This window comes from Kluyvera cryocrescens NBRC 102467 (genome assembly GCF_001571285.1).
In the GTDB taxonomy this organism is placed as follows: Bacteria; Pseudomonadota; Gammaproteobacteria; order Enterobacterales; family Enterobacteriaceae; genus Kluyvera; species Kluyvera cryocrescens.
The window spans coordinates 34,457-56,602 of record NZ_BCTM01000019.1; the positions used below are offsets into that span (position 1 = coordinate 34,457).

Consider the following 22,146-nt stretch of genomic DNA (forward strand, 5'->3'; position numbering starts at 1 on the left):
TACCGCCCGCGATTGCTTGCGAGTGGTTTATCAGCCACCTGACTTTTTCGCCGTTTCATAAGCCGCCAGCGTGGCCACCCGCGCCTGAGCGTGGTCGACAACCGGCTGCGGATAGTCCAACGTTACGCCCTGCTTTTCAGCCCAGGTCCAGGGCTGATGGATCGCTTTATCCGGCACCGATTTCAGCTCCGGCAGCCAGTGGCGAATAAATTCACCGCTTTTATCAAAGCGCTCACCTTGAGTGGTCGGATTAAAGATGCGGAAATACGGTGCGGCGTCGGTGCCGGTGGATGCCGCCCACTGCCAGCCGCCATTATTAGCCGCCAGACAACCGTCCACCAGCTGTGACATAAAGTAACGCTCCCCCGCCCGCCAATCGATAAGTAAATCCTTTACCAGGAAGCTGGCGACAATCATCCGCAGGCGGTTGTGCATCCAACCGGTTGCGTTGAGCTGGCGCATCGCGGCATCAACTATCGGATAGCCGGTTTTCCCCTCTTGCCAGGCCTTTAGTTCGTCCGGCGCCTCGCGCCAGTGGACGTTATCGGTCCAGTCAATAAACGGGCGATGCTTGCACAAGCGAGGGTAATAGGTCATCAGATGGCGGTAAAATTCGCGCCAGATCAGTTCATTAAGCCAAACGCTGCCCGCTCCGCCATCAAGCGCGGCAGGCTGCTCAGCCAGCAGACGGTGCAAACACTGACGCGGCGACAATACCCCCACGGCAAGACATGCGGATAACCGGCTGGTCCCTTCTATGGCCGGGAAATCACGTTGCGATTCATACTCTGCCGCCGACTGCTGGCAAAACTGCCGTAACTGCGCAATCGCCGCGTTTTCATCGGCGGGAAATAACGCCTTATCAAACGGCTGCTGCGGATAATCAAAGGTCATCGCGGACAGGTCGTCCACCGGTGGCGCGTTTCTCGGCGCAGGGGCGCGAACGCACTCCGGCAGATGCTCGCGCAACCGCCGCAGCCAGGCGTTTTTATACGGCGTAAACACTTTATACATCTCGTGGTTACCGGTCATCACCGCACCCGGCGGCAGGATGACGCTATCGTCAAAGCCCTGGCAAACCGTGTCCGTAAGCGCCCGTTCCACTGCCGCATCGCGCTGACGTTCGTTGAATTCATACTGATAGTTGTAAAAAAGCTGCGTCACGCCGTGCTGCTGACAAACAATTTTTACCGCCTCAACGCTGGCGGCAAAATCATCCACCTGCTGAAAAATCAGCGGGATATTCTTTTCGGCCAGCGCCTGGCGGAGAGCATTGAGCTGCGCGGCAATATAGGCCGCCTGGCGCGGGGCCATATGATGTTCAGCCCACTGCTGCGGAGTGGCGATGTAAAGCGCCAGCACCTGGGCATTCGTATCGCGACAGGCGGCGGCAAGGGCAAGATTGTCATGCAGACGTAAATCAGCGCGGAACCAGACCAGATGAGTGGACATACATTTCCTGAATACATTAGTGAATGAATTCAATAGTACACCAAATAATTCATGACGCGCGCGCTCTGCCCGTCGGCGCAACGCGTCTGAGTTCCGGCGCAGAATGCCTATTCTACAGACGAAAAAAAACCGCACCTTCGCAGGCGCGGTTTCGATCGATTATTTACAGATTAATAGAAGTCGCAGGCAGCTTCTTCAGCCTGCTCCATCCATACCGGCTTGTCGCTGGTTTTAGACCAGACGCGGTGCAGATAGCTGTAAAAACGGGCGCGATCTTTCCAGAACAACATCACCGGCAGCGCAACAATCCCCGCCACCACGGCGAAAGTACGGCGCAGCAATACAATGTGTGCAGGATATTTTTTATACAGTTCCATTTTTCTCTCCCCTAAGTTGGCCGGCAATGTGCGCCGGAAAATAAAACTCAGTAATCTGGCTAAAAGAGTACCGCTATTTGTGTAATTTTACTACTCATCCGACCACTTTTTTGTGCTCGTTTTGCCTTTATTTACATTTGAAGCGTAACTCAGTTACGTGATTGTTAAATTAATACTAACCATTAGTTAAATTGTGCCTTTTGCCATTTTTATACTTTTTTTACACCCCGCCCTTCTATTTTTGCGAAATCTTTGCACCCGAAATCCTACCCTTTGCGCAATAACTCAAGAGTCCGGAGGTGGATTGTGACTACAGGCGTAATAGCCGGCGTGGTGCTGGTGTTCCTGTTACTGGCGTATCTGGTTTATGCCCTTTTAAAGGCGGAGGCCCTGTGATGGCTGCTCAAGGATTTTTACTGGTTGCCAGCTTCCTGCTGGTGCTGTTCGTGCTGGCTCGCCCGCTCGGCAAAATGCTAGCCGCAATGATCGTCAATACCCCGTTGCCGGGCGTGGCGCGCTGCGAAAATGTGCTGTGGCGTGCGCTGGGGATATCCGGGCAGGAAATGAGCTGGGGACGCTATGCAGTAGCCATTATACTGCTCAATCTGTGTGGGCTGCTGGCGCTGTTTGCCCTGCTCATGCTGCAAGGCTATCTGCCATTTAACCCACAGCAGTTGCCTGGCCTGTCGTGGCATCTGGCGCTTAACACTGCCGTAAGCTTTGTGAGCAATACCAACTGGCAATCTTACAGCGGTGAAACCACCCTGAGCTATTTGAGCCAGATGGCTGGGCTGACGGTGCAGAATTTCCTCTCTGCCGCGACCGGTATCGCCGTGCTGTTTGCCCTGGTGCGCGCCTTTGCCCGCCACAGTACCAGCACGCTGGGGAACGCCTGGGTCGACCTCACCCGCATTACGCTGTGGCTGCTGCTGCCGATTTCTCTGCTGCTGGCGTTGTTCTTTATCCAGCAGGGCGCGCTGCAAAACGTTCTGCCCTACCAGCCGTTCACCTCGCTTGAAGGGGTCCATCAGGTGCTGCCGATGGGGCCGGTCGCTTCGCAGGAAGCGATTAAGATGCTGGGGACCAACGGTGGCGGTTTCTTTAACGCCAACTCGTCACACCCGTTTGAAAATCCCACCGCGCTAACCAACTTCGTTCAAATGCTGGCGATCTTCCTGATCCCCGCTGCGCTGTGCTTCGCCTTCGGCGAGGCGGTCGGCGACAATCGTCAGGGACGCGCCATCCTCTGGGCCATGGCGCTGATTTTTGTGGTCTGCGTCGCCGTAGTGATGTGGGCGGAAACCAAAGGCAACCCGCATCTGCTGCCGCTGGGCGCAGACAGCGCTATTAACATGGAAGGGAAAGAGAGCCGCTTTGGCATTCTCGCCAGTAGCCTGTATGCCGTAGTCACCACCGCAGCCTCCTGCGGGGCGGTCAATGCCATGCACGACTCGTTCACCGCGTTGGGCGGGATGGTCCCGATGTGGCTGATGCAAATTGGCGAAGTGGTGTTCGGAGGCGTGGGCTCTGGTCTGTACGGCATGCTGCTCTTCGTTCTGCTGGCGGTATTTATCGCCGGGCTGATGATTGGCCGCACCCCGGAATACCTCGGTAAAAAAATTGATGTGCCAGAAATGAAGATGACCGCACTGGCTATTCTGGTCACCCCGACGCTGGTCCTGCTCGGTACGGCGCTGGCCATGATGACCGACGCTGGACGCAGCGCAATGGCCAACCCGGGTTCGCACGGTTTTAGCGAAGTGCTCTACGCCGTGTCGTCAGCAGCGAACAATAACGGCAGCGCCTTTGCCGGGCTAAGCGCTAATACGCCGTTCTGGAACTGCCTGCTGGCGATGTGCATGTTTGTCGGCCGCTTTGGCGTCATCCTTCCTGTGCTGGCCATTGCCGGTTCACTGGTGACCAAAAAGATCCAGCCCGCAACCCCTGGCACGCTGGCAACGCACGATGCGCTGTTTATCGGCCTGCTGATCGGCACCGTACTGCTGGTTGGCGCCCTGACCTTTATTCCCGCCCTGGCCATTGGCCCGGTGGCGGAACATCTTTCCCTGTTTTGAGTGATGCGGAGCTATTGGTTATGAGTCGCAAACAACTGGCCCTGTTTGAGCCCTCTTTGGTTCGCCAGGCGCTGATCGACGCCGTGAAGAAACTCAACCCCACCATCCAGTGGCGTAACCCGGTGATGTTTATCGTCTGGCTGGGGAGCGTGCTGACCAGCGGTTTGGCCATCGCCATGGCGATGGGTATTTTGCCCGGCAACGTCTGGTTTAGCGGAGCGATTGCCCTGTGGCTGTGGTTTACCGTGCTATTTGCCAACTTTGCCGAAGCGATGGCGGAAGGCCGCAGCAAAGCGCAGGCCAACAGCCTGCGCGGGGTGAAAAAGACGGCATTTGCCCGCAAACTGCGCGAAGCACGCTACGGTGCGCAAATGGATCACGTCCCAGCCGATGAACTGCGTAAAGGCGATGTGGTGCTGGTGGAAGCCGGCGACATTATCCCCTGCGACGGTGAAGTAATTGAAGGCGGTGCATCCGTTGATGAAAGCGCCATCACCGGCGAATCTGCACCGGTGATCCGCGAATCCGGCGGCGACTTCGCGTCGGTGACCGGCGGGACACGCATTCTCTCCGACTGGCTGGTCGTGCGCTGTAGCGTTAACCCAGGGGAAACTTTCCTCGACCGGATGATCGCCATGGTTGAAGGCGCACAGCGTCGTAAAACACCGAACGAGATTGCCCTGACCATACTGCTGGTGGCCTTAACCATTGTGTTCCTGTTGGCGACTGCCACTATCTGGCCGTTCTCCGCCTGGAGCGGCACGCCGATTAGCGTCACCGTGCTGGTCGCGCTGCTGGTATGCCTGATCCCCACCACCATCGGCGGACTGCTGTCGGCCATCGGTGTCGCCGGGATGAGCCGCATGCTGGGCGCTAACGTTATCGCCACCAGCGGGCGCGCAGTGGAAGCTGCAGGTGATGTTGACGTTCTGCTGCTCGACAAGACCGGCACCATTACCCTCGGCAACCGGCAGGCATCGCAGTTCCTGCCCGCTCAGGGCGTGGACGAAAAAACGCTGGCCGATGCCGCGCAGCTCTCTTCACTGGCGGATGAAACCCCGGAAGGCCGCAGTATCGTGGTACTGGCCAAACAGCGCTTTAATCTCCGCGAACGCGATGTGCAGGCGCTGCACGCCACCTTCGTACCCTTTACCGCCCAAAGCCGAATGAGTGGTATCAACATCGATAACCGCATGATCCGCAAAGGCTCGGTGGATGCTATTCGTCGTCATATTGAAAGCAACGGCGGCCGCTTCCCGCTCGACGTAGAGCAAAAAGTGGAAAGCGTTGCAAGCCTGGGCGCGACGCCGCTGGTGGTAGCCGAAGGCGCCCGCGTGCTGGGCGTGATCGCCTTAAAGGATATCGTCAAAGGCGGTATTAAAGAGCGCTTTGCCCAGCTGCGGAAAATGGGGATCAAGACGGTGATGATCACCGGTGATAACCGCTTAACCGCCGCCGCCATTGCCGCCGAAGCGGGGGTCGATGATTTCCTCGCCGAAGCGACGCCGGAAGCGAAGCTGGCGCTGATTCGTCAGTACCAGTCGGAAGGCCGGATGGTGGCGATGACCGGCGACGGCACCAACGACGCCCCGGCGTTGGCTCAGGCCGATGTCGCGGTTGCCATGAACTCCGGTACCCAGGCGGCGAAAGAAGCCGGCAACATGGTCGACCTCGACTCCAACCCGACCAAGCTGATTGAAGTGGTGCATATCGGTAAACAGATGCTGATGACCCGTGGTTCGTTGACCACCTTCAGCATCGCCAACGACGTGGCGAAATATTTCGCCATTATTCCCGCGGCGTTTGCCGCCAGTTGGCCGCAGCTTGGCGTGCTGAACATTATGCATCTGCACTCGCCTAACTCGGCCATTCTCAGCGCCGTTATCTTCAACGCGCTGATAATTGTCTTCCTGCTGCCGCTGGCGCTAAAGGGCGTCAGCTACCGCCCGCTGTCGGCCTCGGCGATGCTGCGCCGCAACCTGTGGATCTACGGTGCAGGTGGCCTGGTGGTGCCGTTTATTGGCATTAAAATCATTGATGTGCTGTTAACCCTTCTGGGTTTGGTGTGAGGAAATAACCATGTCTGCATTACGTCCCGCGATTGTCATTTTTCTGTTTCTGACGTTAATCACCGGCGGCGTTTATCCGCTGGTGACCACCGCACTAGGGCAGTGGCTGTTTCCCACTCAGGCCAACGGATCGCTGATCTTTGAAAACCACGAGCTGCGCGGATCGCAACTGATCGGCCAGAACTATAGCGATCCGGGCTACTTCCAGGGCCGCCCTTCGGCGACGGCTGACATGCCTGATAACCCGATGGCTTCCGGCGGTAGCAACCTCGCCGCCAGCAATCCGGCGCTGGACAAGCAATTTGCCGATCGCATCACGGCGCTGCGCGCAGCTAACCCGGATGCCAGCGCCACCGTGCCGGTGGAACTGGTGACCGCATCCGCCAGTGGGTTGGATCCTAACCTGACGCCTGCTGCCGCGCTGTGGCAGGTGCCGCGTATTGCCAAAGTCCGTAACGTTTCTGCCGCCTGGCTGAGAGAGAAAGTGGTGGCCGCAACGCATACGCCGCTGCTCGGCTTTCTCGGCCAACCTGTGGTAAATATTACTGAGCTGAATATGGCGCTGGATGCCCACAAGGATAATTAATGATGACCGACGAGCCGCTGCGTCCTAACCCGGATCGCCTGCTGGAACATACCGCCGAAGCGCACCGAGGCAAGCTGAAGATTTTCTTCGGCGCCTGCGCCGGTGTCGGCAAAACCTGGGCGATGCTGGCAGAAGCGCAGCGTCTTCGTTCGCAGGGGCTGGATGTGTTGGCCGGAGTAGTGGAAACACACGGCCGTAAAGAGACGGCGGCAATGCTTAAAGGGTTGAGCACGTTGCCGCCGAAACGTACCGCCTACCGCGGGCGCTACGTGGTGGAGTTCGATCTTGACGCCGCCCTCGCCCGCCGTCCGGCACTAGTGCTAATGGATGAGCTGGCGCACAGCAATGCCCCTGGATCCCGCCACCCTAAACGCTGGCAGGATATCGACGAGCTGCTGGAAGCCGGCATCGACGTTTTTACCACCGTCAACGTTCAGCATCTGGAAAGCCTGAATGACGTGGTCAGCGGCGTTACCGGCATCCAGGTCCGCGAAACCGTGCCCGACCCCTTCTTTGATGCCGCCGATGAAGTGGTATTAGTTGACCTTCCCCCGGACGACCTGCGCCAGCGCCTGAATGAAGGCAAGGTGTATCTTGCCGGCCAGGCCGAGCGGGCGATTGAAAACTTCTTCCGCAAAGGTAATCTCATCGCCCTGCGTGAACTGGCGCTGCGCCGCACCGCCGAACGCGTTGACGACCAAATGCGCGCCTGGCGCGATACCCAGGGACAGGAAAAAGTCTGGCACACCCACGATGCGATTTTGCTGTGCATTGGCCACCACACCGGCAGTGAGAAGCTGGTGCGCACTGCCGCACGTTTGGCGGCAAGATTGGGCAGTACCTGGCATGCGGTGTATGTCGAAACTCCCACGTTACATCGCCTGCCTGAACCGCAGCGACGGGCGATTCTTAACGCTCTGCGGCTGGCGCAGGAGCTCGGCGCCGAGACGGCAACCCTTTCAGAGCCCTCGGAGGAAGCCGCCGTCATTCGTTATGCCCGTGAACATAACCTGGGCAAGATTGTCATTGGCCGTCAGAAAAAGCGGCACTGGTGGCGCGGCGAACGTTTTGGCGATCGCATTTCCCATCACGCGCCGGAGTTGGATCTGCTGGTCGTCGGCATCGATGAATCCCCGCTGCCACTACCGGACAGCGCTCACGATCGGCGACCGTTTATCGACAAATGGCGCGTGCAAATCCGCGGTTGCCTGGTGGCGCTAAGCCTGTGCGCCGCCATTACGTTTATCGCCGCACAGTGGCTGGTGGCCTTCGAAGCGGCAAACCTGGTGATGCTGTATCTGCTGGGCGTGGTGATCGTTGCGCTGTTTTACGGCCGCTGGCCGTCGGTTCTGGCGACGGTGATTAACGTGGTGAGCTTTGACCTGGTGTTTGTCGCTCCGCGCGGGACGCTGGCGGTATCCGACGTTCAGTATTTGCTGACGTTTGGCGTGATGCTCACCGTCGGTCTGGTTATCGGGAATCTGACCGCAGGGGTTCGCTATCAGGCTCGGGTAGCGCGCTACCGCGAACAGCGTACCCGCCATTTGTACGAGATGTCCAAAACGCTCGCGGTCGGTCGCAATGCCCTCGATATCGCCCGCACCTGCGAGCAGTATATCCGCTCCACTTTCCATGCCCGCAGCCAGGTACTGATGCCTGATGAACACGGCAAGCTGACTGCGCTCACCCAGCAAGAGGGAATGACGCCGTGGGATGAAGCCATCGCCCACTGGAGTTTTGATAAAGGGCTACCCGCCGGGGCCGGCACCGATACCCTGCCCGGCGTTCCCTATCTGATGCTGCCGCTGCGCAGCGCCGACAGCACCCACGGACTTATCGTGGTCGAACCGCAGAATCTGCGTCAGCTGATGATCCCTGAACAGCAGCGATTACTGGAGACCTTTACCCTACTGGTCGCCAGCGCGTTAGAGCGACTAGCGCTCACCGCCAGCGAAGAACAATCGCGACTTATCAGCGAACGAGAAAGCCTGCGCAACTCGCTCCTGGCGGCGCTTTCTCATGACTTGCGTACGCCGCTCACCGTGCTGTTTGGTCAGGCTGAAATTCTGACGCTCGATCTTGCCAGCAGCGGTTCCCCTTATGCCCCGCAGGCGAATGAAATTCGCCAGCACGTGCTCAATACCACCCGCCTGGTGAACAACCTGCTGGACATGGCGCGCATTCAATCCGGTGGATTCAATCTGCATAAAGAGTGGCTGACGCTCGAGGAAGTCGTCGGCAGCGCGCTGCGGATGCTGGAGCCGGGATTAAACGGTCGGCAGATTACGCTCGCCCTGCCCGACCCGCTAATGCTGGTACACCTGGATGGCCCGCTGTTTGAGCGGGTGCTGATAAATCTGCTGGAAAACGCGGTGAAATATGCGGGAAGTGAGGCGGAAATCGGCATCACCGCCGCCCGCGAAAACGGTCATCTGCTGCTGGATGTGTGGGATAGCGGGCCGGGGATCCCGAGCGGGCAAGAACAGCAAATCTTCACCAAATTCTCCCGCGGCCATAAAGAGTCCGCCATTCCCGGTGTCGGGCTGGGGCTGGCTATCTGCCAGGCCATCGTTGAGATCCACGGCGGCACCCTTTCTGCCCGCAACCGGCCGGAAGGCGGCGCGTGTTTTCGTGTTACACTTCCACAAGATAAACCGCCTGAACTGGAAGAGGCCCCGGAAGATCTGTGACCAGCGTTCTGATTGTTGAAGATGAAGATGCTATCCGCCGTTTTCTGCGCACCGCGCTGGAAGCCGAAGCCTTGCGCGTATATGACGCCCCGACTCTACAGCGTGGTTTACTGGAGGCGGCAACGCGTAAACCGGACCTGATTATCCTCGACCTTGGATTACCTGACGGCGACGGTCTCGATTTTATTCGCGATATTCGTCAGTGGAGCCCGGTACCGATTATCGTGCTGTCGGCGCGCAGTGAGGAAAGCGATAAAATTGCTGCGCTGGATGCTGGTGCGGATGATTATCTCAGTAAGCCATTTGGCATCGGCGAACTGCAGGCGCGCCTGCGCGTGGCGCTACGCCGTCATGCAGGGGCCCAGCCGAACGAGCCGGTTGTCACCTTTTCCAGCATTACCGTTGATCTCGCTGCCCGCCGAATCGTACGCGGCAGCGAGGAGGTTCATCTCACCCCCATTGAGTTCCGCCTGCTGGCGGTTTTGCTCAACAACGTGGGGAAAGTGCTCACCCAGCGACAACTGTTAAACCAGGTATGGGGACCCAATGCGGTAGAACATAGTCACTATTTACGCATTTATATGGGGCACCTTCGGCAGAAACTGGAAATAGATCCCGCGCGCCCTCAGCATTTATTAACAGAAACCGGTATCGGCTATCGATTTATGTTATGAATATTTATTCATATTAATAAGATAATCCTCTAACATTATTATCAGCGTACCACTAGCAATGCTAAAAATATCAATATCAGCCACACCATCTTTATTTAAATAAAACTTAAAACACTTTGTTTACATAAAATACACAATTCAGCATTTCATCCTGGCAGCTCACCTACTAACAATGGATTATTTTATAAATGATCTCTCGTTATTGATCATCATCACAGTTTTAAGCCTACCTGGAGATAAAATGACTCCGCTTTAGGATATTTCTCGGAGGTATACGAAATGGAAAATAATAACCGAATGATGCCCCATATAAGGCGGACAACACATATTATGATGTTTGCCCACCGCAATAGTTTCGACTTTCACTTCTTTAACGCCCGATAAGTCTTCCGACTTCGGGCGCCTCGCAGTTATTCCTTGCTAATACAGGCTCTCGCCTGCTGCCAGCGCTCGCCATAACAAACCTCAATTTTCCGGCCACCGGACCGGTTGGGTTTGTGACATCCTGAAAAAAGTGACGCCCTGATTTTATCATCAGCGGGATCGTATTACTTTTTTTCCGGCGATATCAATTTCTCATTTGAGAAATTGAAGGACTGCTATTACCTAAAATAAAGAGTCGAAAAATGTCTGAATTAAAAATTGCCGTCAGCCGTACATGCCCGGACTGTTTTACTACCCAGCGCACGATTATCAATACCTGCGACACGAATTTTATTGATGTTGCCGCCGCCGTATTATCTATTGAAGACATTGAGTGCGGTAAACTCGATGAAATAGATGCCACGGGTTATAACCTGCCAGTTTTTATTGCTATTAATAAAGAACAAATCGTCCCATCTGAATATCTCTCACGTATTCAAGGGGTGTTTGAACATGATGAAACGCGCAATGACTTCTATGGTCGTCAACTGGAAGCCGCTGCGCACAAGTATGAAGTGCAACTGCGTCCGCCATTCTTTAGCGCATTGGTTGATTACGTCGCGCAAGGTAACAGCGCATTTGACTGCCCGGGGCACCAGGGCGGTGAATTCTTCCGCCGTCACCCGGCCGGTAACCAGTTCGTTGAATACTTTGGCGAAACACTATTCCGCTCTGACCTGTGTAACGCCGACGTCGCCATGGGTGACCTGCTGATTCACGAAGGTGCACCATGCATCGCCCAACAGCACGCTGCGAAAGTATTTAACGCCGATAAAACCTATTTCGTCCTGAACGGAACCTCCTCTTCCAACAAAGTGGTGCTGAATGCGCTGCTGACGCCAGGGGATTTGGTCCTGTTTGACCGTAACAACCACAAGTCCAACCACCACGGTGCGCTGTTACAGGCTGGGGCAACGCCGGTGTATCTGGAAACCGCACGTAACCCGTACGGCTTTATCGGCGGTATTGATGCTCACTGCTTCGAAGAGAGCTACCTGCGTGAACTGGTTGCTGAAGTGGCGCCAAATCGCGCACGTAATGAACGTCCGTTCCGCTTGGCGGTGATTCAGCTCGGCACCTATGACGGCACCATTTATAACGCCCGTCAGGTCGTCGATAAAATTGGTCATCTGTGCGATTACATTCTGTTTGACTCCGCCTGGGTGGGTTACGAACAGTTTATTCCGATGATGGCCGACTGCTCGCCGCTGCTGCTTGAGCTGAACGAAAATGACCCTGGTATTCTGGTCACTCAGTCCGTGCACAAACAGCAGGCCGGTTTCTCCCAAACGTCGCAAATCCACAAAAAAGACAGCCATATTAAAGGCCAGCAGCGCTACGTTCCGCATAAGCGTCTGAACAACGCCTTTATGATGCACGCCTCCACCAGCCCGTTCTACCCACTGTTTGCCGCCCTGGATATCAACGCCAAAATGCATGAAGGTCAGGCTGGCCGCAACATGTGGATGGACTGCGTCTCTAACGGTATCGAAGCCCGTAAGCTGATCCTCGATAACTGCCACCACATTCGCCCGTTTGTTCCAGAACAGGTTGACGGTAAACCATGGCAGTCCTTTGAAACCAAAGAGATCGCCAATGACCTGCGCTTCTTCCACTTCGTCCCTGGCGAACGCTGGCATGGTTTTGAAGGTTATGCGGAGCATCAGTACTTTGTCGACCCATGCAAATTGCTGCTGACCACGCCGGGTATCGATGCTAACGGCGAATACGACACCTTTGGCGTACCGGCGACCATTCTGGCGAACTTCCTGCGTGAGCACGGTGTGGTACCCGAAAAATGCGACCTGAACTCCATCCTGTTCCTGCTGACGCCAGCCGAGGATATGGCTAAGTTGCAGCAACTGGTGGCCCTGTTGGTCCGTTTCGAAGCGCTGTTGGAAGCCGATGCCCCGCTGAAAGATGTACTGCCATCACTCTACGGTCAGCATAAAGATCGCTACGCCGATTACACCCTGCGCCAGCTGTGCCAGGAGATGCATAACCTGTATGCCCGTCATAACGTGAAACAGCTGCAAAAAGAGATGTTCCGTAAATCACACTTCCCGCGCGTCAGCATGAATCCGCAGGATGCCAACTACGCCTATCTGCGTGGTGAAGTCGAGCTGGTCCCTCTGTCACAGGCAGAAGGTCGTATCGCCGCCGAAGGTGCTCTGCCATATCCTCCAGGAGTGCTGTGCGTCGTCCCTGGTGAAATCTGGGGTGACTCTGTGCTGCGTTACTTCACCGCGCTGGAAGAAGGGATCAACCTGCTGCCGGGCTTTGCGCCGGAACTGCAGGGTGTTTATATCCAGGAAAATGACGGTCGCAAACAGGTGTGGTGCTACGTCATTGAATCTCAGCTGCCGCAACCTGCGCTGCTTAAAGGTGAGAAATTATGAGCAAAGCTAACAACAAAATGGGTGTTGTTCAGCTCACCATCCTGACGATGGTGAACATGATGGGCTCCGGCATTATCATGCTGCCCACCAAGCTTGCTGAAGTCGGCACCATTTCCATTATCTCCTGGCTGGTGACCGCCGTCGGTTCGATGGCGTTAGCCTGGGCCTTCGCTAAATGCGGGATGTTCAGTAAGAAATCCGGTGGGATGGGCGGTTATGCCGAGTATGCCTTTGGTAAGTCGGGCAACTTTATGGCCAACTATACCTACGGCGTTTCGCTGCTGATTGCCAACGTGGCTATCGCCATTTCCGCTGTGGGTTACGGCACCGAGTTATTCGGTGCCACGCTGAGTCCGGTGCAAATCGGGCTCGCCACCATCGGTGTGCTGTGGATCTGTACCGTTGCTAACTTCGGCGGTGCACGTATTACCGGCCAGCTCAGCAGCATTACCGTTTGGGGGGTGATTATTCCGGTGGTCGGTCTGTGCGTTATCGGCTGGTTCTGGTTCAGCCCAACCATGTACGCTGAGTCCTGGAACCCGCATCACGTGCCATTCTTTACCGCTGTAGGGTCGTCCATCGCCATGACGCTATGGGCCTTCCTCGGTCTGGAATCCGCCTGTGCTAACGCCGAAGTGGTTGAAAACCCGGAACGTAACGTACCGATCGCGGTACTGGGCGGTACGCTCGGGGCTGCGGTGATTTATATCGTCTCTACCAACGTGATTGCCGGTATCGTGCCAAACATGGACCTGGCGAACTCCACCGCGCCGTTTGGCCTGGCCTTCGCGCAGATGTTCACTCCGGAAGTCGGGAAAGTGATCATGGCGTTGATGGTGATGTCCTGCTGTGGTTCTCTGCTCGGCTGGCAGTTCACCATCGCCCAGGTCTTTAAATCCTCTGCGGATGAAGGCTACTTCCCGAAAGTATTCTCTCAGGTAAGCAAAGCCGATGCGCCGGTGAAAGGGATGCTGGTGATTGTGGTGATTCAATCCGGATTGTCATTGATGACCATCAGCCCGTCGCTGAACAATCAGTTCAACGTGCTGGTCAACCTGGCTGTCGTCACCAACATTATTCCATACATCCTGTCGATGGCCGCACTGGTGATTATCCAGCGCATGGCGAATGTTCCTGCTGGCAAAGCCCGTATGGCCAACATTGTGGCATTCATTGGTGCGATGTATAGCTTCTACGCCCTGTTCTCCTCCGGTGAAGAAGCGATGCTGTACGGTTCTATCGTGACCTTCCTTGGCTGGACGCTGTACGGTCTGGTATCACCACGTTTTGAACTGAAAAACAAGCACAGTTAAGTCCTTTACGGGTTGCCGGCAACGGCAACCCGTTTCCTTCACCCTCCTCCATAAGACCATTATCATGAGCAATCCACAGCGCATCGTTTCCGATATCGATACCACGCTTGCCATTATTCAGCGCCACCCTATCTGCCGTATCGCACTCAACGATGAAAGTAGCCCGTATATCGTGCCGGTCAATTTTGGCTATCAGTTTCAGGATGGACGTTGGACAATCTATTTTCACGGCGCGCGCTGCGGCAAAAAGATGCGCCTGTTACGGAAGAACCCGGCGATTAGCGTTGAGATCGATGGCGACCATCGGTTGATTCAGGCCGAAGAGGCCTGCGATTACAGCTACGGCTATACCAGCATTATCGCCAAAGGACGGGCAACCATTTTGCAGCAGCCTGAAGAGATGAAACGGGGCCTCGACCTCATCATGCGTCAGGCCGTACCGGGAAAAACCTTCAGCTACCGTGACGACATGATGAAAGCCGTTTGCGTGGTGCGTATCGATTGTGAGGAATTAACCTGCCGCCGGAATCAGGCGGAATAGCGGGACATCGCAATATTAGTGGGGAAGCGGCGATGCTAGGCCTGCCAATATCCCCATCCCACCAGCGCCACCACATTGACCACCACGCTCAGCATAAACCAGCTGCGAAACGGCTGTTTCTGGGTTTTGTGGCGGAACACCTGCTGCGCAACCAGTGCCCCGACCCAACCACCAACAAGTCCAAACATCAATAGCGTCATTTCAGGTACCCGCTGCCAGCTTTTACGGGCGGCAAATTTATCGATACCGTACAGCAACAGCGTGGCGATGTTGACCATCATCAGCCACGCCCAAAACGAATGAAAATGGAAATAGCTGGCTGCCGCTAAGAGGGCCAACAGGCCATAACAAAACGGATTAAATCTCATCTCTCTATACATCCTTTAATCATCGACTCACCCTGGATACACCGAGAATGAATCGTCTGCGTATTTCTGCCCATAAAAAAATCCGTAATCCCGAGGGGACTACGGATTCTTGTGCCACCGGGCGTTCAGGAAACCCTTAATCGCGCGGTATTAAGCCTGTCGACGCTTTCGCTATCAGGCGTTTTTCAGCACTTCACTCACAATCTCTACCGCTTCTTTCTCGATCTGCTGACGATGTTCAGCGCCGAGGAAGCTTTCACAGTAGATTTTGTAGGCGTCTTCGGTGCCCGACGGACGCGCGGCGAACCAGCCGTTGTCCGTCATCACCTTCAGGCCGCCAATCGACGCGCCATTACCCGGCGCCGCCGTCAAACGCGCGGTGATAGGATCGCCTGCCAGGGTGCTGGCGCTGACCATTTCCGGAGACAGCTTAGACAACGCCGCTTTCTGTGCGGAGGTTGCGCTCGCCTGCAGACGGTTGTAGCTCGGCGCACCAAAACGAGCCGCCAGCTCGTTGTAGTGCTCCTGCGGGTTCTTACCGGTCACAGCGGTAATTTCCGCCGCCAGCAGGCACATAATGATACCGTCTTTATCGGTAGACCATGGCGTACCGTCAAAGCGCAGGAAAGAAGCCCCCGCGCTCTCTTCGCCGCCGAAGCCAAAGCTGCCGTCGAACAGACCATCAACAAACCACTTAAAGCCGACCGGCACTTCCACCAGCTTGCGGCCCAGATCGTTGACCACGCGGTCAATCATCGCGGAGGAGACGAGGGTCTTGCCAACCGCTACATCTTTGCCCCACTGCGGACGATGCTGGAACAGGTAGTTGATAGCCACCGCCAGATAATGGTTCGGGTTCATCAAACCGGCCGGGGTCACGATACCGTGACGGTCGTAATCCGGGTCGTTGGCAAAGGCCAGGTCGAACTTATCACGCAGCGCCAGCAAACCTGCCATGGCGCACTCGGAGGAACAGTCCATACGGATTGCGCCATCTTTATCGAGGTGCATAAAGCGGAAAGTCTGGTCAACGTGATCGTTCACGATGGTCAGATTCAGGTTGTAGTGTTTGGCGATACGTTTCCAGTATTCAATACCGGAGCCGCCCAGCGGATCAACGCCCAGCGTCAGGCCCGCTTTCTGGATAGCCGCCATATCGACGATATCCGCCAGCCCTTCAATAAACGGCTGCACCAGATCCACTTCCTGAACGTGGCCGGAAGCCAGCGCCGCAGCGTAGGAAATGCGCTTCACGCCGTTAAGGTCGGCTGCCAGCAGTGCGTTAGCGCGATCTTCAACCACCTTGGTGACGTTGGTATCAGCCGGACCGCCATTCGGCGGGTTGTACTTGATACCGCCATCGTCCGGCGGGTTATGGGACGGAGTGATGACAATCCCATCGGCCAGCGGGCCGCCTTTTTTGTTATGCACAAGGATTGCATTGGAAATAGCCGGAGTCGGCGTAAAACCATTGTTTTCCTGCACAATGACATCAACACCATTTGCTGCCAACACCTCGAGAACAGAGATAAACGCAGGCTCGGAGAGCGCATGAGTATCTTTCCCGACGTAGCATGGGCCCGTAATTCCATTTTTCGCGCGCTCTTCAGCGATTGCCTGAGCAATGGCCAAAATATGCTTTTCGTTGAAGCTGTGACGACCTGCGCTCCCGCGGTGACCGGAAGTACCGAATTTCACCGCATGTTCCGCATTGCCCACTTCCGGCTGCAGCACGTAGTACTGAGACGTCAGTTGAGCAACGTTGATCAAATCACTTTGCTGTGCAGGCTGACCCGCACGGGTATGGTTTGCCATTGCCTGGTCCTTCTTATGCAAGGGTTAGATTTTCAGTATGAAATGGTACCGCAAACCTTTTCAATCAGCTCCACCGGGAACTGCATTGACTGCATGATATGTTCGACCATGCTGCATTTACGGCCTGTATTCGTGTTGGTAATGACCCAGTATGGCGTATCCGGTACCTGTTTAGGCTTCGTCTGGTTACCGTTTTTCAGCAGCGTCTGCTCATCGGCAGCAAAGTAGACGCGGGTGCGACCATGGAGCGATTCGGTGGCCTCAGCAAAGGCTTTGTTGTCCAGCGAATAGAGCGTGGTCAGGATCAGCATAAAGCGGTTAACCGCTTTCTTCTGCTCGGCATATTCGTCTGAAAGCAGCAGCTCGCGCATCGCACGGACTTTGTCTTTCGCCGTTTTTACCGTCTTAACTTCAGCAACGGGGGCAGCAGTTGGCGCTGGCGCCGCTTCTGCTTTGACGACCGGCGCTGCGGTAACGGCAGGCTGTGTAGCGGCGGTAAATTTCAGCATACGCCGTAAAATGTCGGACGCGCTCTCGCCAATGTGCAGAGTGTGAGCCGCAATATAGCGATAGAGCTCGTCATCAACTTCGATCGTTTTCATCTTAATCCGGTGCAATAATTTTTCTGAATACAATTCATTGGGATTATAAAGTCAAAACCCAACAGCGGGTAGCGCCAAACCAGGAACACGGCAAAATTCGGATGAGTTCCTTACTTGCCCCTGAGCGTTAGAATGTCCAACATGATACCCTAACCCGACAACGCGAAAAAAAGAACTTTGCTATGAAATTGAATGTCCGAGCGCAATCTGCACAAAACCTGCACAATAATTCCCCCATCGTCCTCGTCCACGGCCTGTTTGGCAGTCTGGATAATCTCGGCATCCTGGCGCGCGACCTGGTCGCCGACCACGATATCATCCAGGTCGATATGCGTAACCACGGTCTGTCACCTCGTTCCGAAGAGATGAACTACCCGGCCATGGCGCAAGATCTCCTCGATACGCTTGATGAGCATCATATTGAAACGGCGACCGTGATTGGCCACTCCATGGGTGGAAAAGCGGTCATGGCGCTGACCGCATTGGCGCCAGAGCGTATCGATCGCCTGGTGGCGATTGATATTGCGCCGGTGGATTATCACGTTCGTCGTCATGATGAGATTTTTGCCGCTATCAATGCGGTCACCAACGCGGGCGTGGCAACACGTCAGCAGGCAGCCACGGTAATGCGGGAGTTTCTCAAAGAGGAAGGCGTGATTCAGTTTCTGCTGAAATCCTTCGTTGATGGTGCCTGGCGCTTTAATGTTCCGGTGCTGTGGGAACAATATCCGCACATCGTCGGTTGGGAGGCAATCCCCGCATGGGATCACCCGGCGCTATTTATTCCCGGCGGCAACTCACCGTACGTCACCGAAGCCTATCGCGACGATCTGCTCGCGCAGTTCCCGCAGGCCAAAGCGCACGTGATTGCCGGGGCTGGCCATTGGGTTCACGCTGAAAAACCCGATGCCGTGCTGCGCGCCATTCGCCGTTATCTCGCCGAATGATTAAAAATGCATCGACTGCGCGCCAGAATGGCCGCGGTCGTTGGCGTGCGGGTTTCACTGATGTATGATTGCGCGCTGTCTGCGCTGGGCACTGCCCGGTAGCTTGTTTTCCCCGAAGTCACTCAGAATCATGGCAAAAGAACAAACGGACCGTACGACACTAGATTTGTTCGCAAATGAGCGTCGCCCGGGAAGACCAAAAACCAATCCGCTTTCGCGTGACGAACAGCTCCGCATTAATAAGCGTAATCAGCTAAAACGCGATAAAGTTCGCGGACTTAAGCGCGTCGAGTTGAAGCTCAACAACGACGCCGTTGATGCGCTTAACGAGCTGGCGACTGCCCGTGATATGAGCCGTAGTGAACTCATCGAAGAGATGTTGATGAACCAGCTCGCGCTGCTGCACGGACAAGGGAAAGTCTGAAAAATCCCCCCAAAACACGCTTTCATGTAGCAGAGTGTGCAGTACGGCACGATTGCTGTTTCCGCACGTTGACCTGTTCTGCTATCATTGCCCTTATCTGTGGGCAATAAGCCACCACCATATCATTAAGTTTCAAGAGGTTATTTTACTCATGGCAATCGTTGGCATCTTCTTCGGTAGCGATACCGGAAACACCGAAAATATCGCAAAAATGATTCAAAAACAGCTTGGTAAAGATGTCGCTGACGTTCATGACATCGCCAAGAGCAGCAAAGAAGATCTGGAAGCATTCGATATTCTGCTGCTGGGTATCCCAACCTGGTACTACGGTGAAGCACAGTGCGACTGGGATGATTTCTTCCCAACCCTGGAAGAAGTGGATTTCAACGGTAAACTGGTGGCCCTGTTTGGCTGCGGCGACCAGGAAGACTACGCAGAATATTTCTGTGATGCGCTGGGTACCATTCGCGACATCATTGAGCCACGCGGCGCGACCATTGTCGGCCACTGGCCAACGGCGGGCTACCATTTTGAAGCGTCTAAAGGTCTTGCCGATGACGATCACTTTGTCGGCCTGGCCATTGACGAAGACCGTCAGCCAGAACTGACCGCCGAGCGCGTTGAGAAGTGGGTGAAACAAGTTGCAGAAGAACTGCACCTGGACGAAATCAAAAACGCCTGATAGCGATAATGAGGTGTGATAATTGAATCGCACCTCATTAATAGGTAAAAGCAATTAAAATAATAGCTACAAATTTTTAACTTTTTATCGCATACCTGTACAATATCTTCAGATTTGGCGCAGGTTCATCGCTCAGTTTGTCGGTGAAGCCTCGTTTTTGAAAGCTTAGCTTACCCGGGCCTTGCTGTTTTCATTTTGATAGGGCCATTCTATAATGAGACGCATTAATTCGGGTGCATTCTCTGTGAAACTTTCGCTGATGGAAGTTAATCGTTTAGCAACAGGACAGATTCCGCATGACTGACAATAATACCGCATTAAAGAAGGCTGGCCTGAAAGTCACACTTCCACGGTTAAAGATTCTGGAAGTTCTTCAGGAACCTCATAACCACCATGTCAGCGCGGAAGACTTATACAAACGTCTGATCGACATGGGTGAAGAGATCGGTTTAGCCACGGTTTACCGCGTACTGAACCAGTTTGACGATGCAGGTATCGTCACACGCCATAATTTCGAAGGCGGTAAATCCGTATTCGAACTGACCCAGCAGCATCACCATGATCACTTGATCTGCCTCGACTGCGGCAAAGTTATCGAGTTCAGCGATGATTCGATTGAAGCGCGTCAGCGTGAAATCGCCACCAAATACGGTATTCGCTTAACTAACCATAGCCTTTACCTTTATGGCCACTGTGCTGAAGGCGACTGCCGCGAAGACGAACATGCTCACGACGGCATCGAAAAGTAACCTCCCGCCGATCGTCAAAAAGCCAGCCGTTATGCGCTGGTTTTTTTTTGCTTTTTAATTGGCTACTGGCATAAAAAAACCGCTGCAAGCAGCGGTTCTTGTTTACGGATAAGACTATTTTTGCGGCGTATTGTTACTACGAATTTCCTGCCAAATCTTATCGCACTTACTGGCTACGGCCTGGTCGTTACCGGTTTTTCTAGCCAGAATACACTGTTGATAGTCCAGAACGCGCACGCTTTCCTGAGTGGCGAACTGTTCGTGCTTCTTATCCTGTTTCAGCACGTTTAACACGCTCTGACAGGCCTGGATCTTATCCGGATTACCTTCCGCCGTGTTGATGCAGGCGCTGTAGGCATCTTTCAGCTTAGTGTCTTCTTTCGGTGCAGGTGACTGGGCACAGGCGGTGAGGCCAGCAGCCATTAAAGCAACAAGAATCAGTTTTTTCATGCGATGAACCTCTTAGCCGCGGCAGAGGTTTCCCTCTGCCGCGTCATGCATTAGAAAATAGTGAACGGGGCGATAACCATGAATTTCACGTCACGCTCGTCCTGGAAGATGTTGCCATAACCGCCGCCCCAGCTTGGGATATCGGAGTGGTTGTCATACTGCGTGAAGTGCAGTTTGAACAGCGTGCCCTTCGCACGACCATCCTGAACGGTGTAAGCCACATCGAGGCTGTAAGCAGATTCTCTGATTTTGTTGTTTTTGTCGTAGTAAGCATCCGGGTTCATCTGCCAGGTTGATGGCTTAGCATCCCATGCGTAGACGTAAGATGCACCCACCGCCCAGCCCGGGAGATCCCAGTTTTTCAGGTCATACATAGAGCCGAAGAACACCGCTTTTTCGCCGTTGGCGTTGAAGTCAGAGCGGTTATCCCACCAGATATCCAGACGACCGTTGGAGGATGCGTAGGTTGGAGTCATACGCTGCAGGAAGAAGCCCTGCTGGCCTTCTGCTTTTACCCAGGTCCCTTCCAGACGGAAGTCGAAGACCTCTTTCAGCTTGTAGCCGAAGGTTAACGCCTGCAACCATGCGGTGCCGTCGTAAATATCGTTTACGCCATGATCGCTCACTTTGTCACGGGTACCGTAGAACTGATAGCTGGTGGTCAGCGGGCCGCCAGGGATATCAAATTTGTAGCTACCTTTGGCGAAGTACTGATCAACATAGCCTTCTGCCTGACCAAATGCCGCTTCCAGCACCAGGTCATTTTTGAAATCGTATTTAGCACCGATGGAGTGCAGGTAATCGACCTTGGTCTTCTTATCGTTCTGATAGAAGTTATCCATTTCCAGATGCCAAGGCGCCTTGTACTCGTTGGTCCACATGTAGGAGAAGCTCAGTGCACCGTTGTCGCCGTAGTCAAAGTTAGCCCCGGCTTCAGCACCCTGATAGGTACCTGGCATAAAGCTCCAGTGTGGTGCTAACAGAGTCTGACCGGTTGGCTGGATGTAACCTGCGCGTGCCCAGGTCGGGCCGAGTTTGAATTTAGCCGCCGCTTTATACAGGCTGATACCGGATTTGTCGCCGCTATAGTCTTCGCTGTAGCCTTTGTTTTTAGCAGAGAACGCGATTTCGTTCGGGTGGCCGCTTTCGCTGCTTTCCGCCATTTCAATTGCGGTGAATGCCGCAATATCAATACCGAACATGTCAGCAGCATAGCCGGACTGGAAGTCGAGGTTGGCGTTCCAGGTGGAGTGAGACAGGTTGGTTTTATATTTATCATGATCGGTGACATCTTTACGGTCACGCTCACGCTGCCAATAATAGATGCCGCCAGTTAATGTTGAATCGTCAATGAACCCTTCTGCTTTTGCATCCGGCGCCATTGTAAAGCCTGACAGTGCTGTCACACCGGCGATAGCCAGCGCCAGCGTACTACGTTTGCCACTAAACGTACGCATAGTTATATCCTCTTTGACTTTTAAAATGCCGCCGCAAAGCAGAGGCAAAAAAT

21 protein-coding genes are annotated in these 22,146 nt (G+C 54.7%); 14 read left to right on the forward strand and 7 right to left on the reverse strand.

Annotation, left to right across the window (positions count from 1 at the left end):
- Positions 1–30 precede the first annotated feature (30 nt).
- Together phrB and KCR01S_RS14620 are read right to left on the reverse strand one after the other, a co-directional pair.
- Positions 31–1,452 (reverse strand): deoxyribodipyrimidine photo-lyase, encoded by a 1,422-nt coding sequence (gene phrB / locus KCR01S_RS14615; RefSeq protein WP_061283423.1) that lies wholly within the window; start codon positions 1,450–1,452, stop codon positions 31–33.
- 170 nt (positions 1,453–1,622) lie between these two features.
- Entirely contained in the window at positions 1,623–1,829 is a 207-nt protein-coding gene (locus tag KCR01S_RS14620; RefSeq protein ID WP_061283424.1) for a YbfA family protein, read from the reverse strand.
- Positions 1,830–2,135: 306 nt separating this feature from the next.
- Here KCR01S_RS14620 and kdpF point away from each other — a divergent pair, with 306 nt between their 5' ends.
- The 10 genes from kdpF to KCR01S_RS14665 all read left to right on the forward strand — a co-directional run bounded on the left by kdpF (position 2,136) and on the right by KCR01S_RS14665 (position 14,599).
- Positions 2,136–2,225: a K(+)-transporting ATPase subunit F gene (gene kdpF, locus KCR01S_RS24920; RefSeq protein WP_077625464.1), complete on the forward strand. Its 90-nt coding sequence runs from the start codon at positions 2,136–2,138 to the stop codon at positions 2,223–2,225.
- A complete protein-coding gene (kdpA, locus tag KCR01S_RS14630; protein WP_061283425.1) occupies positions 2,225–3,904 on the forward strand; it encodes a potassium-transporting ATPase subunit KdpA in 1,680 nt (559 codons plus the stop codon). Before kdpF ends, kdpA begins: the two co-directional genes overlap by 1 nt.
- A 20-nt stretch (positions 3,905–3,924) precedes the next feature.
- The gene (gene kdpB / locus KCR01S_RS14635; RefSeq protein WP_061283426.1) at positions 3,925–5,973 is read left to right on the forward strand and encodes a potassium-transporting ATPase subunit KdpB; all 2,049 of its coding nucleotides are present in this window, start codon (positions 3,925–3,927) and stop codon (positions 5,971–5,973) included.
- 10 nt (positions 5,974–5,983) lie between these two features.
- Positions 5,984–6,559 carry a potassium-transporting ATPase subunit KdpC gene (gene kdpC, locus KCR01S_RS14640; RefSeq protein ID WP_061283427.1) on the forward strand — a complete coding sequence of 192 codons (576 nt, stop codon included), beginning with the start codon at positions 5,984–5,986 and terminating at the stop codon, positions 6,557–6,559.
- A gap of 2 nt (positions 6,560–6,561) precedes the next feature.
- The gene (gene kdpD, locus KCR01S_RS14645) at positions 6,562–9,249 is read left to right on the forward strand and encodes a two-component system sensor histidine kinase KdpD (protein ID WP_061283485.1); all 2,688 of its coding nucleotides are present in this window, start codon (positions 6,562–6,564) and stop codon (positions 9,247–9,249) included.
- The gene (gene kdpE / locus KCR01S_RS14650; protein ID WP_061283428.1) at positions 9,246–9,923 is read left to right on the forward strand and encodes a two-component system response regulator KdpE; all 678 of its coding nucleotides are present in this window, start codon (positions 9,246–9,248) and stop codon (positions 9,921–9,923) included. Before kdpD ends, kdpE begins: the two co-directional genes overlap by 4 nt.
- A 279-nt stretch (positions 9,924–10,202) precedes the next feature.
- Positions 10,203–10,307 (forward strand): leader peptide SpeFL, encoded by a 105-nt coding sequence (gene speFL, locus KCR01S_RS25165; protein ID WP_006819052.1) that lies wholly within the window; start codon positions 10,203–10,205, stop codon positions 10,305–10,307.
- Between the two features lie 242 nt (positions 10,308–10,549).
- Positions 10,550–12,745 (forward strand): ornithine decarboxylase SpeF, encoded by a 2,196-nt coding sequence (gene speF / locus KCR01S_RS14655; RefSeq protein WP_061283429.1) that lies wholly within the window; start codon positions 10,550–10,552, stop codon positions 12,743–12,745.
- Positions 12,742–14,058 carry a putrescine-ornithine antiporter gene (gene potE, locus KCR01S_RS14660; protein ID WP_061283430.1) on the forward strand — a complete coding sequence of 439 codons (1,317 nt, stop codon included), beginning with the start codon at positions 12,742–12,744 and terminating at the stop codon, positions 14,056–14,058. Before speF ends, potE begins: the two co-directional genes overlap by 4 nt.
- A 64-nt stretch (positions 14,059–14,122) precedes the next feature.
- Complete coding sequence (locus KCR01S_RS14665; RefSeq protein WP_061283431.1) at positions 14,123–14,599, forward strand: pyridoxamine 5'-phosphate oxidase family protein; 477 nt, start codon at positions 14,123–14,125, stop codon at positions 14,597–14,599.
- Between the two features lie 35 nt (positions 14,600–14,634).
- Here the strand turns inward: KCR01S_RS14665 and KCR01S_RS14670 are convergent, their stop codons facing one another.
- The 3 genes from KCR01S_RS14670 to seqA form a co-directional block, all read right to left on the reverse strand.
- Complete coding sequence (locus KCR01S_RS14670; RefSeq protein WP_061283432.1) at positions 14,635–14,967, reverse strand: DUF1294 domain-containing protein; 333 nt, start codon at positions 14,965–14,967, stop codon at positions 14,635–14,637.
- 174 nt (positions 14,968–15,141) lie between these two features.
- A complete protein-coding gene (gene pgm / locus KCR01S_RS14675) occupies positions 15,142–16,782 on the reverse strand; it encodes a phosphoglucomutase (alpha-D-glucose-1,6-bisphosphate-dependent) (protein ID WP_061283433.1) in 1,641 nt (546 codons plus the stop codon).
- Between the two features lie 32 nt (positions 16,783–16,814).
- The gene (gene seqA, locus KCR01S_RS14680; RefSeq protein WP_061283434.1) at positions 16,815–17,384 is read right to left on the reverse strand and encodes a replication initiation negative regulator SeqA; all 570 of its coding nucleotides are present in this window, start codon (positions 17,382–17,384) and stop codon (positions 16,815–16,817) included.
- 182 nt (positions 17,385–17,566) lie between these two features.
- Between seqA and ybfF the strand changes: the two genes are divergently transcribed.
- The 4 genes from ybfF to fur all read left to right on the forward strand — a co-directional run bounded on the left by ybfF (position 17,567) and on the right by fur (position 20,186).
- On the forward strand, positions 17,567–18,331 hold the full coding sequence (ybfF, locus tag KCR01S_RS14685; protein ID WP_061283435.1) for an esterase: 765 nt from the start codon (positions 17,567–17,569) through the stop codon (positions 18,329–18,331).
- 130 nt (positions 18,332–18,461) lie between these two features.
- Positions 18,462–18,755, forward strand: coding sequence for a LexA regulated protein (gene ybfE, locus KCR01S_RS14690; protein ID WP_052284878.1), 294 nt, complete (start codon positions 18,462–18,464; stop codon positions 18,753–18,755).
- Between the two features lie 151 nt (positions 18,756–18,906).
- Complete coding sequence (gene fldA, locus KCR01S_RS14695; RefSeq protein WP_061283436.1) at positions 18,907–19,437, forward strand: flavodoxin FldA; 531 nt, start codon at positions 18,907–18,909, stop codon at positions 19,435–19,437.
- A 296-nt stretch (positions 19,438–19,733) separates the two neighbouring features.
- A complete protein-coding gene (gene fur, locus KCR01S_RS14700; RefSeq protein ID WP_061283437.1) occupies positions 19,734–20,186 on the forward strand; it encodes a ferric iron uptake transcriptional regulator in 453 nt (150 codons plus the stop codon).
- A gap of 114 nt (positions 20,187–20,300) precedes the next feature.
- Here the strand turns inward: fur and KCR01S_RS14705 are convergent, their stop codons facing one another.
- Positions 20,301–20,636 carry a ChiQ/YbfN family lipoprotein gene (locus KCR01S_RS14705; protein WP_061283438.1) on the reverse strand — a complete coding sequence of 112 codons (336 nt, stop codon included), beginning with the start codon at positions 20,634–20,636 and terminating at the stop codon, positions 20,301–20,303.
- A 50-nt stretch (positions 20,637–20,686) separates the two neighbouring features.
- Positions 20,687–22,093 (reverse strand): chitoporin ChiP, encoded by a 1,407-nt coding sequence (gene chiP / locus KCR01S_RS14710; protein WP_061283439.1) that lies wholly within the window; start codon positions 22,091–22,093, stop codon positions 20,687–20,689.
- Positions 22,094–22,146: the final 53 nt, after the last annotated feature.

Coding starts and splice junctions, on each gene's coding strand:
- phrB (WP_061283423.1), bottom strand. CDS start 1,452: ATGTCCACTCATCTGGTCTGGTTCCGCGCTGATTTACGTCTGCATGAC.
- KCR01S_RS14620 (WP_061283424.1), bottom strand. CDS start 1,829: ATGGAACTGTATAAAAAATATCCTGCACACATTGTATTGCTGCGCCGT.
- kdpA (WP_061283425.1), top strand. CDS start 2,225: ATGGCTGCTCAAGGATTTTTACTGGTTGCCAGCTTCCTGCTGGTGCTG.
- kdpB (WP_061283426.1), top strand. CDS start 3,925: ATGAGTCGCAAACAACTGGCCCTGTTTGAGCCCTCTTTGGTTCGCCAG.
- kdpC (WP_061283427.1), top strand. CDS start 5,984: ATGTCTGCATTACGTCCCGCGATTGTCATTTTTCTGTTTCTGACGTTA.
- kdpD (WP_061283485.1), top strand. CDS start 6,562: ATGACCGACGAGCCGCTGCGTCCTAACCCGGATCGCCTGCTGGAACAT.
- speFL (WP_006819052.1), top strand. CDS start 10,203: ATGGAAAATAATAACCGAATGATGCCCCATATAAGGCGGACAACACAT.
- speF (WP_061283429.1), top strand. CDS start 10,550: ATGTCTGAATTAAAAATTGCCGTCAGCCGTACATGCCCGGACTGTTTT.
- potE (WP_061283430.1), top strand. CDS start 12,742: ATGAGCAAAGCTAACAACAAAATGGGTGTTGTTCAGCTCACCATCCTG.
- KCR01S_RS14665 (WP_061283431.1), top strand. CDS start 14,123: ATGAGCAATCCACAGCGCATCGTTTCCGATATCGATACCACGCTTGCC.
- KCR01S_RS14670 (WP_061283432.1), bottom strand. CDS start 14,967: ATGAGATTTAATCCGTTTTGTTATGGCCTGTTGGCCCTCTTAGCGGCA.
- pgm (WP_061283433.1), bottom strand. CDS start 16,782: ATGGCAAACCATACCCGTGCGGGTCAGCCTGCACAGCAAAGTGATTTG.
- seqA (WP_061283434.1), bottom strand. CDS start 17,384: ATGAAAACGATCGAAGTTGATGACGAGCTCTATCGCTATATTGCGGCT.
- ybfF (WP_061283435.1), top strand. CDS start 17,567: ATGAAATTGAATGTCCGAGCGCAATCTGCACAAAACCTGCACAATAAT.
- ybfE (WP_052284878.1), top strand. CDS start 18,462: ATGGCAAAAGAACAAACGGACCGTACGACACTAGATTTGTTCGCAAAT.
- fldA (WP_061283436.1), top strand. CDS start 18,907: ATGGCAATCGTTGGCATCTTCTTCGGTAGCGATACCGGAAACACCGAA.
- fur (WP_061283437.1), top strand. CDS start 19,734: ATGACTGACAATAATACCGCATTAAAGAAGGCTGGCCTGAAAGTCACA.
- KCR01S_RS14705 (WP_061283438.1), bottom strand. CDS start 20,636: ATGAAAAAACTGATTCTTGTTGCTTTAATGGCTGCTGGCCTCACCGCC.
- chiP (WP_061283439.1), bottom strand. CDS start 22,093: ATGCGTACGTTTAGTGGCAAACGTAGTACGCTGGCGCTGGCTATCGCC.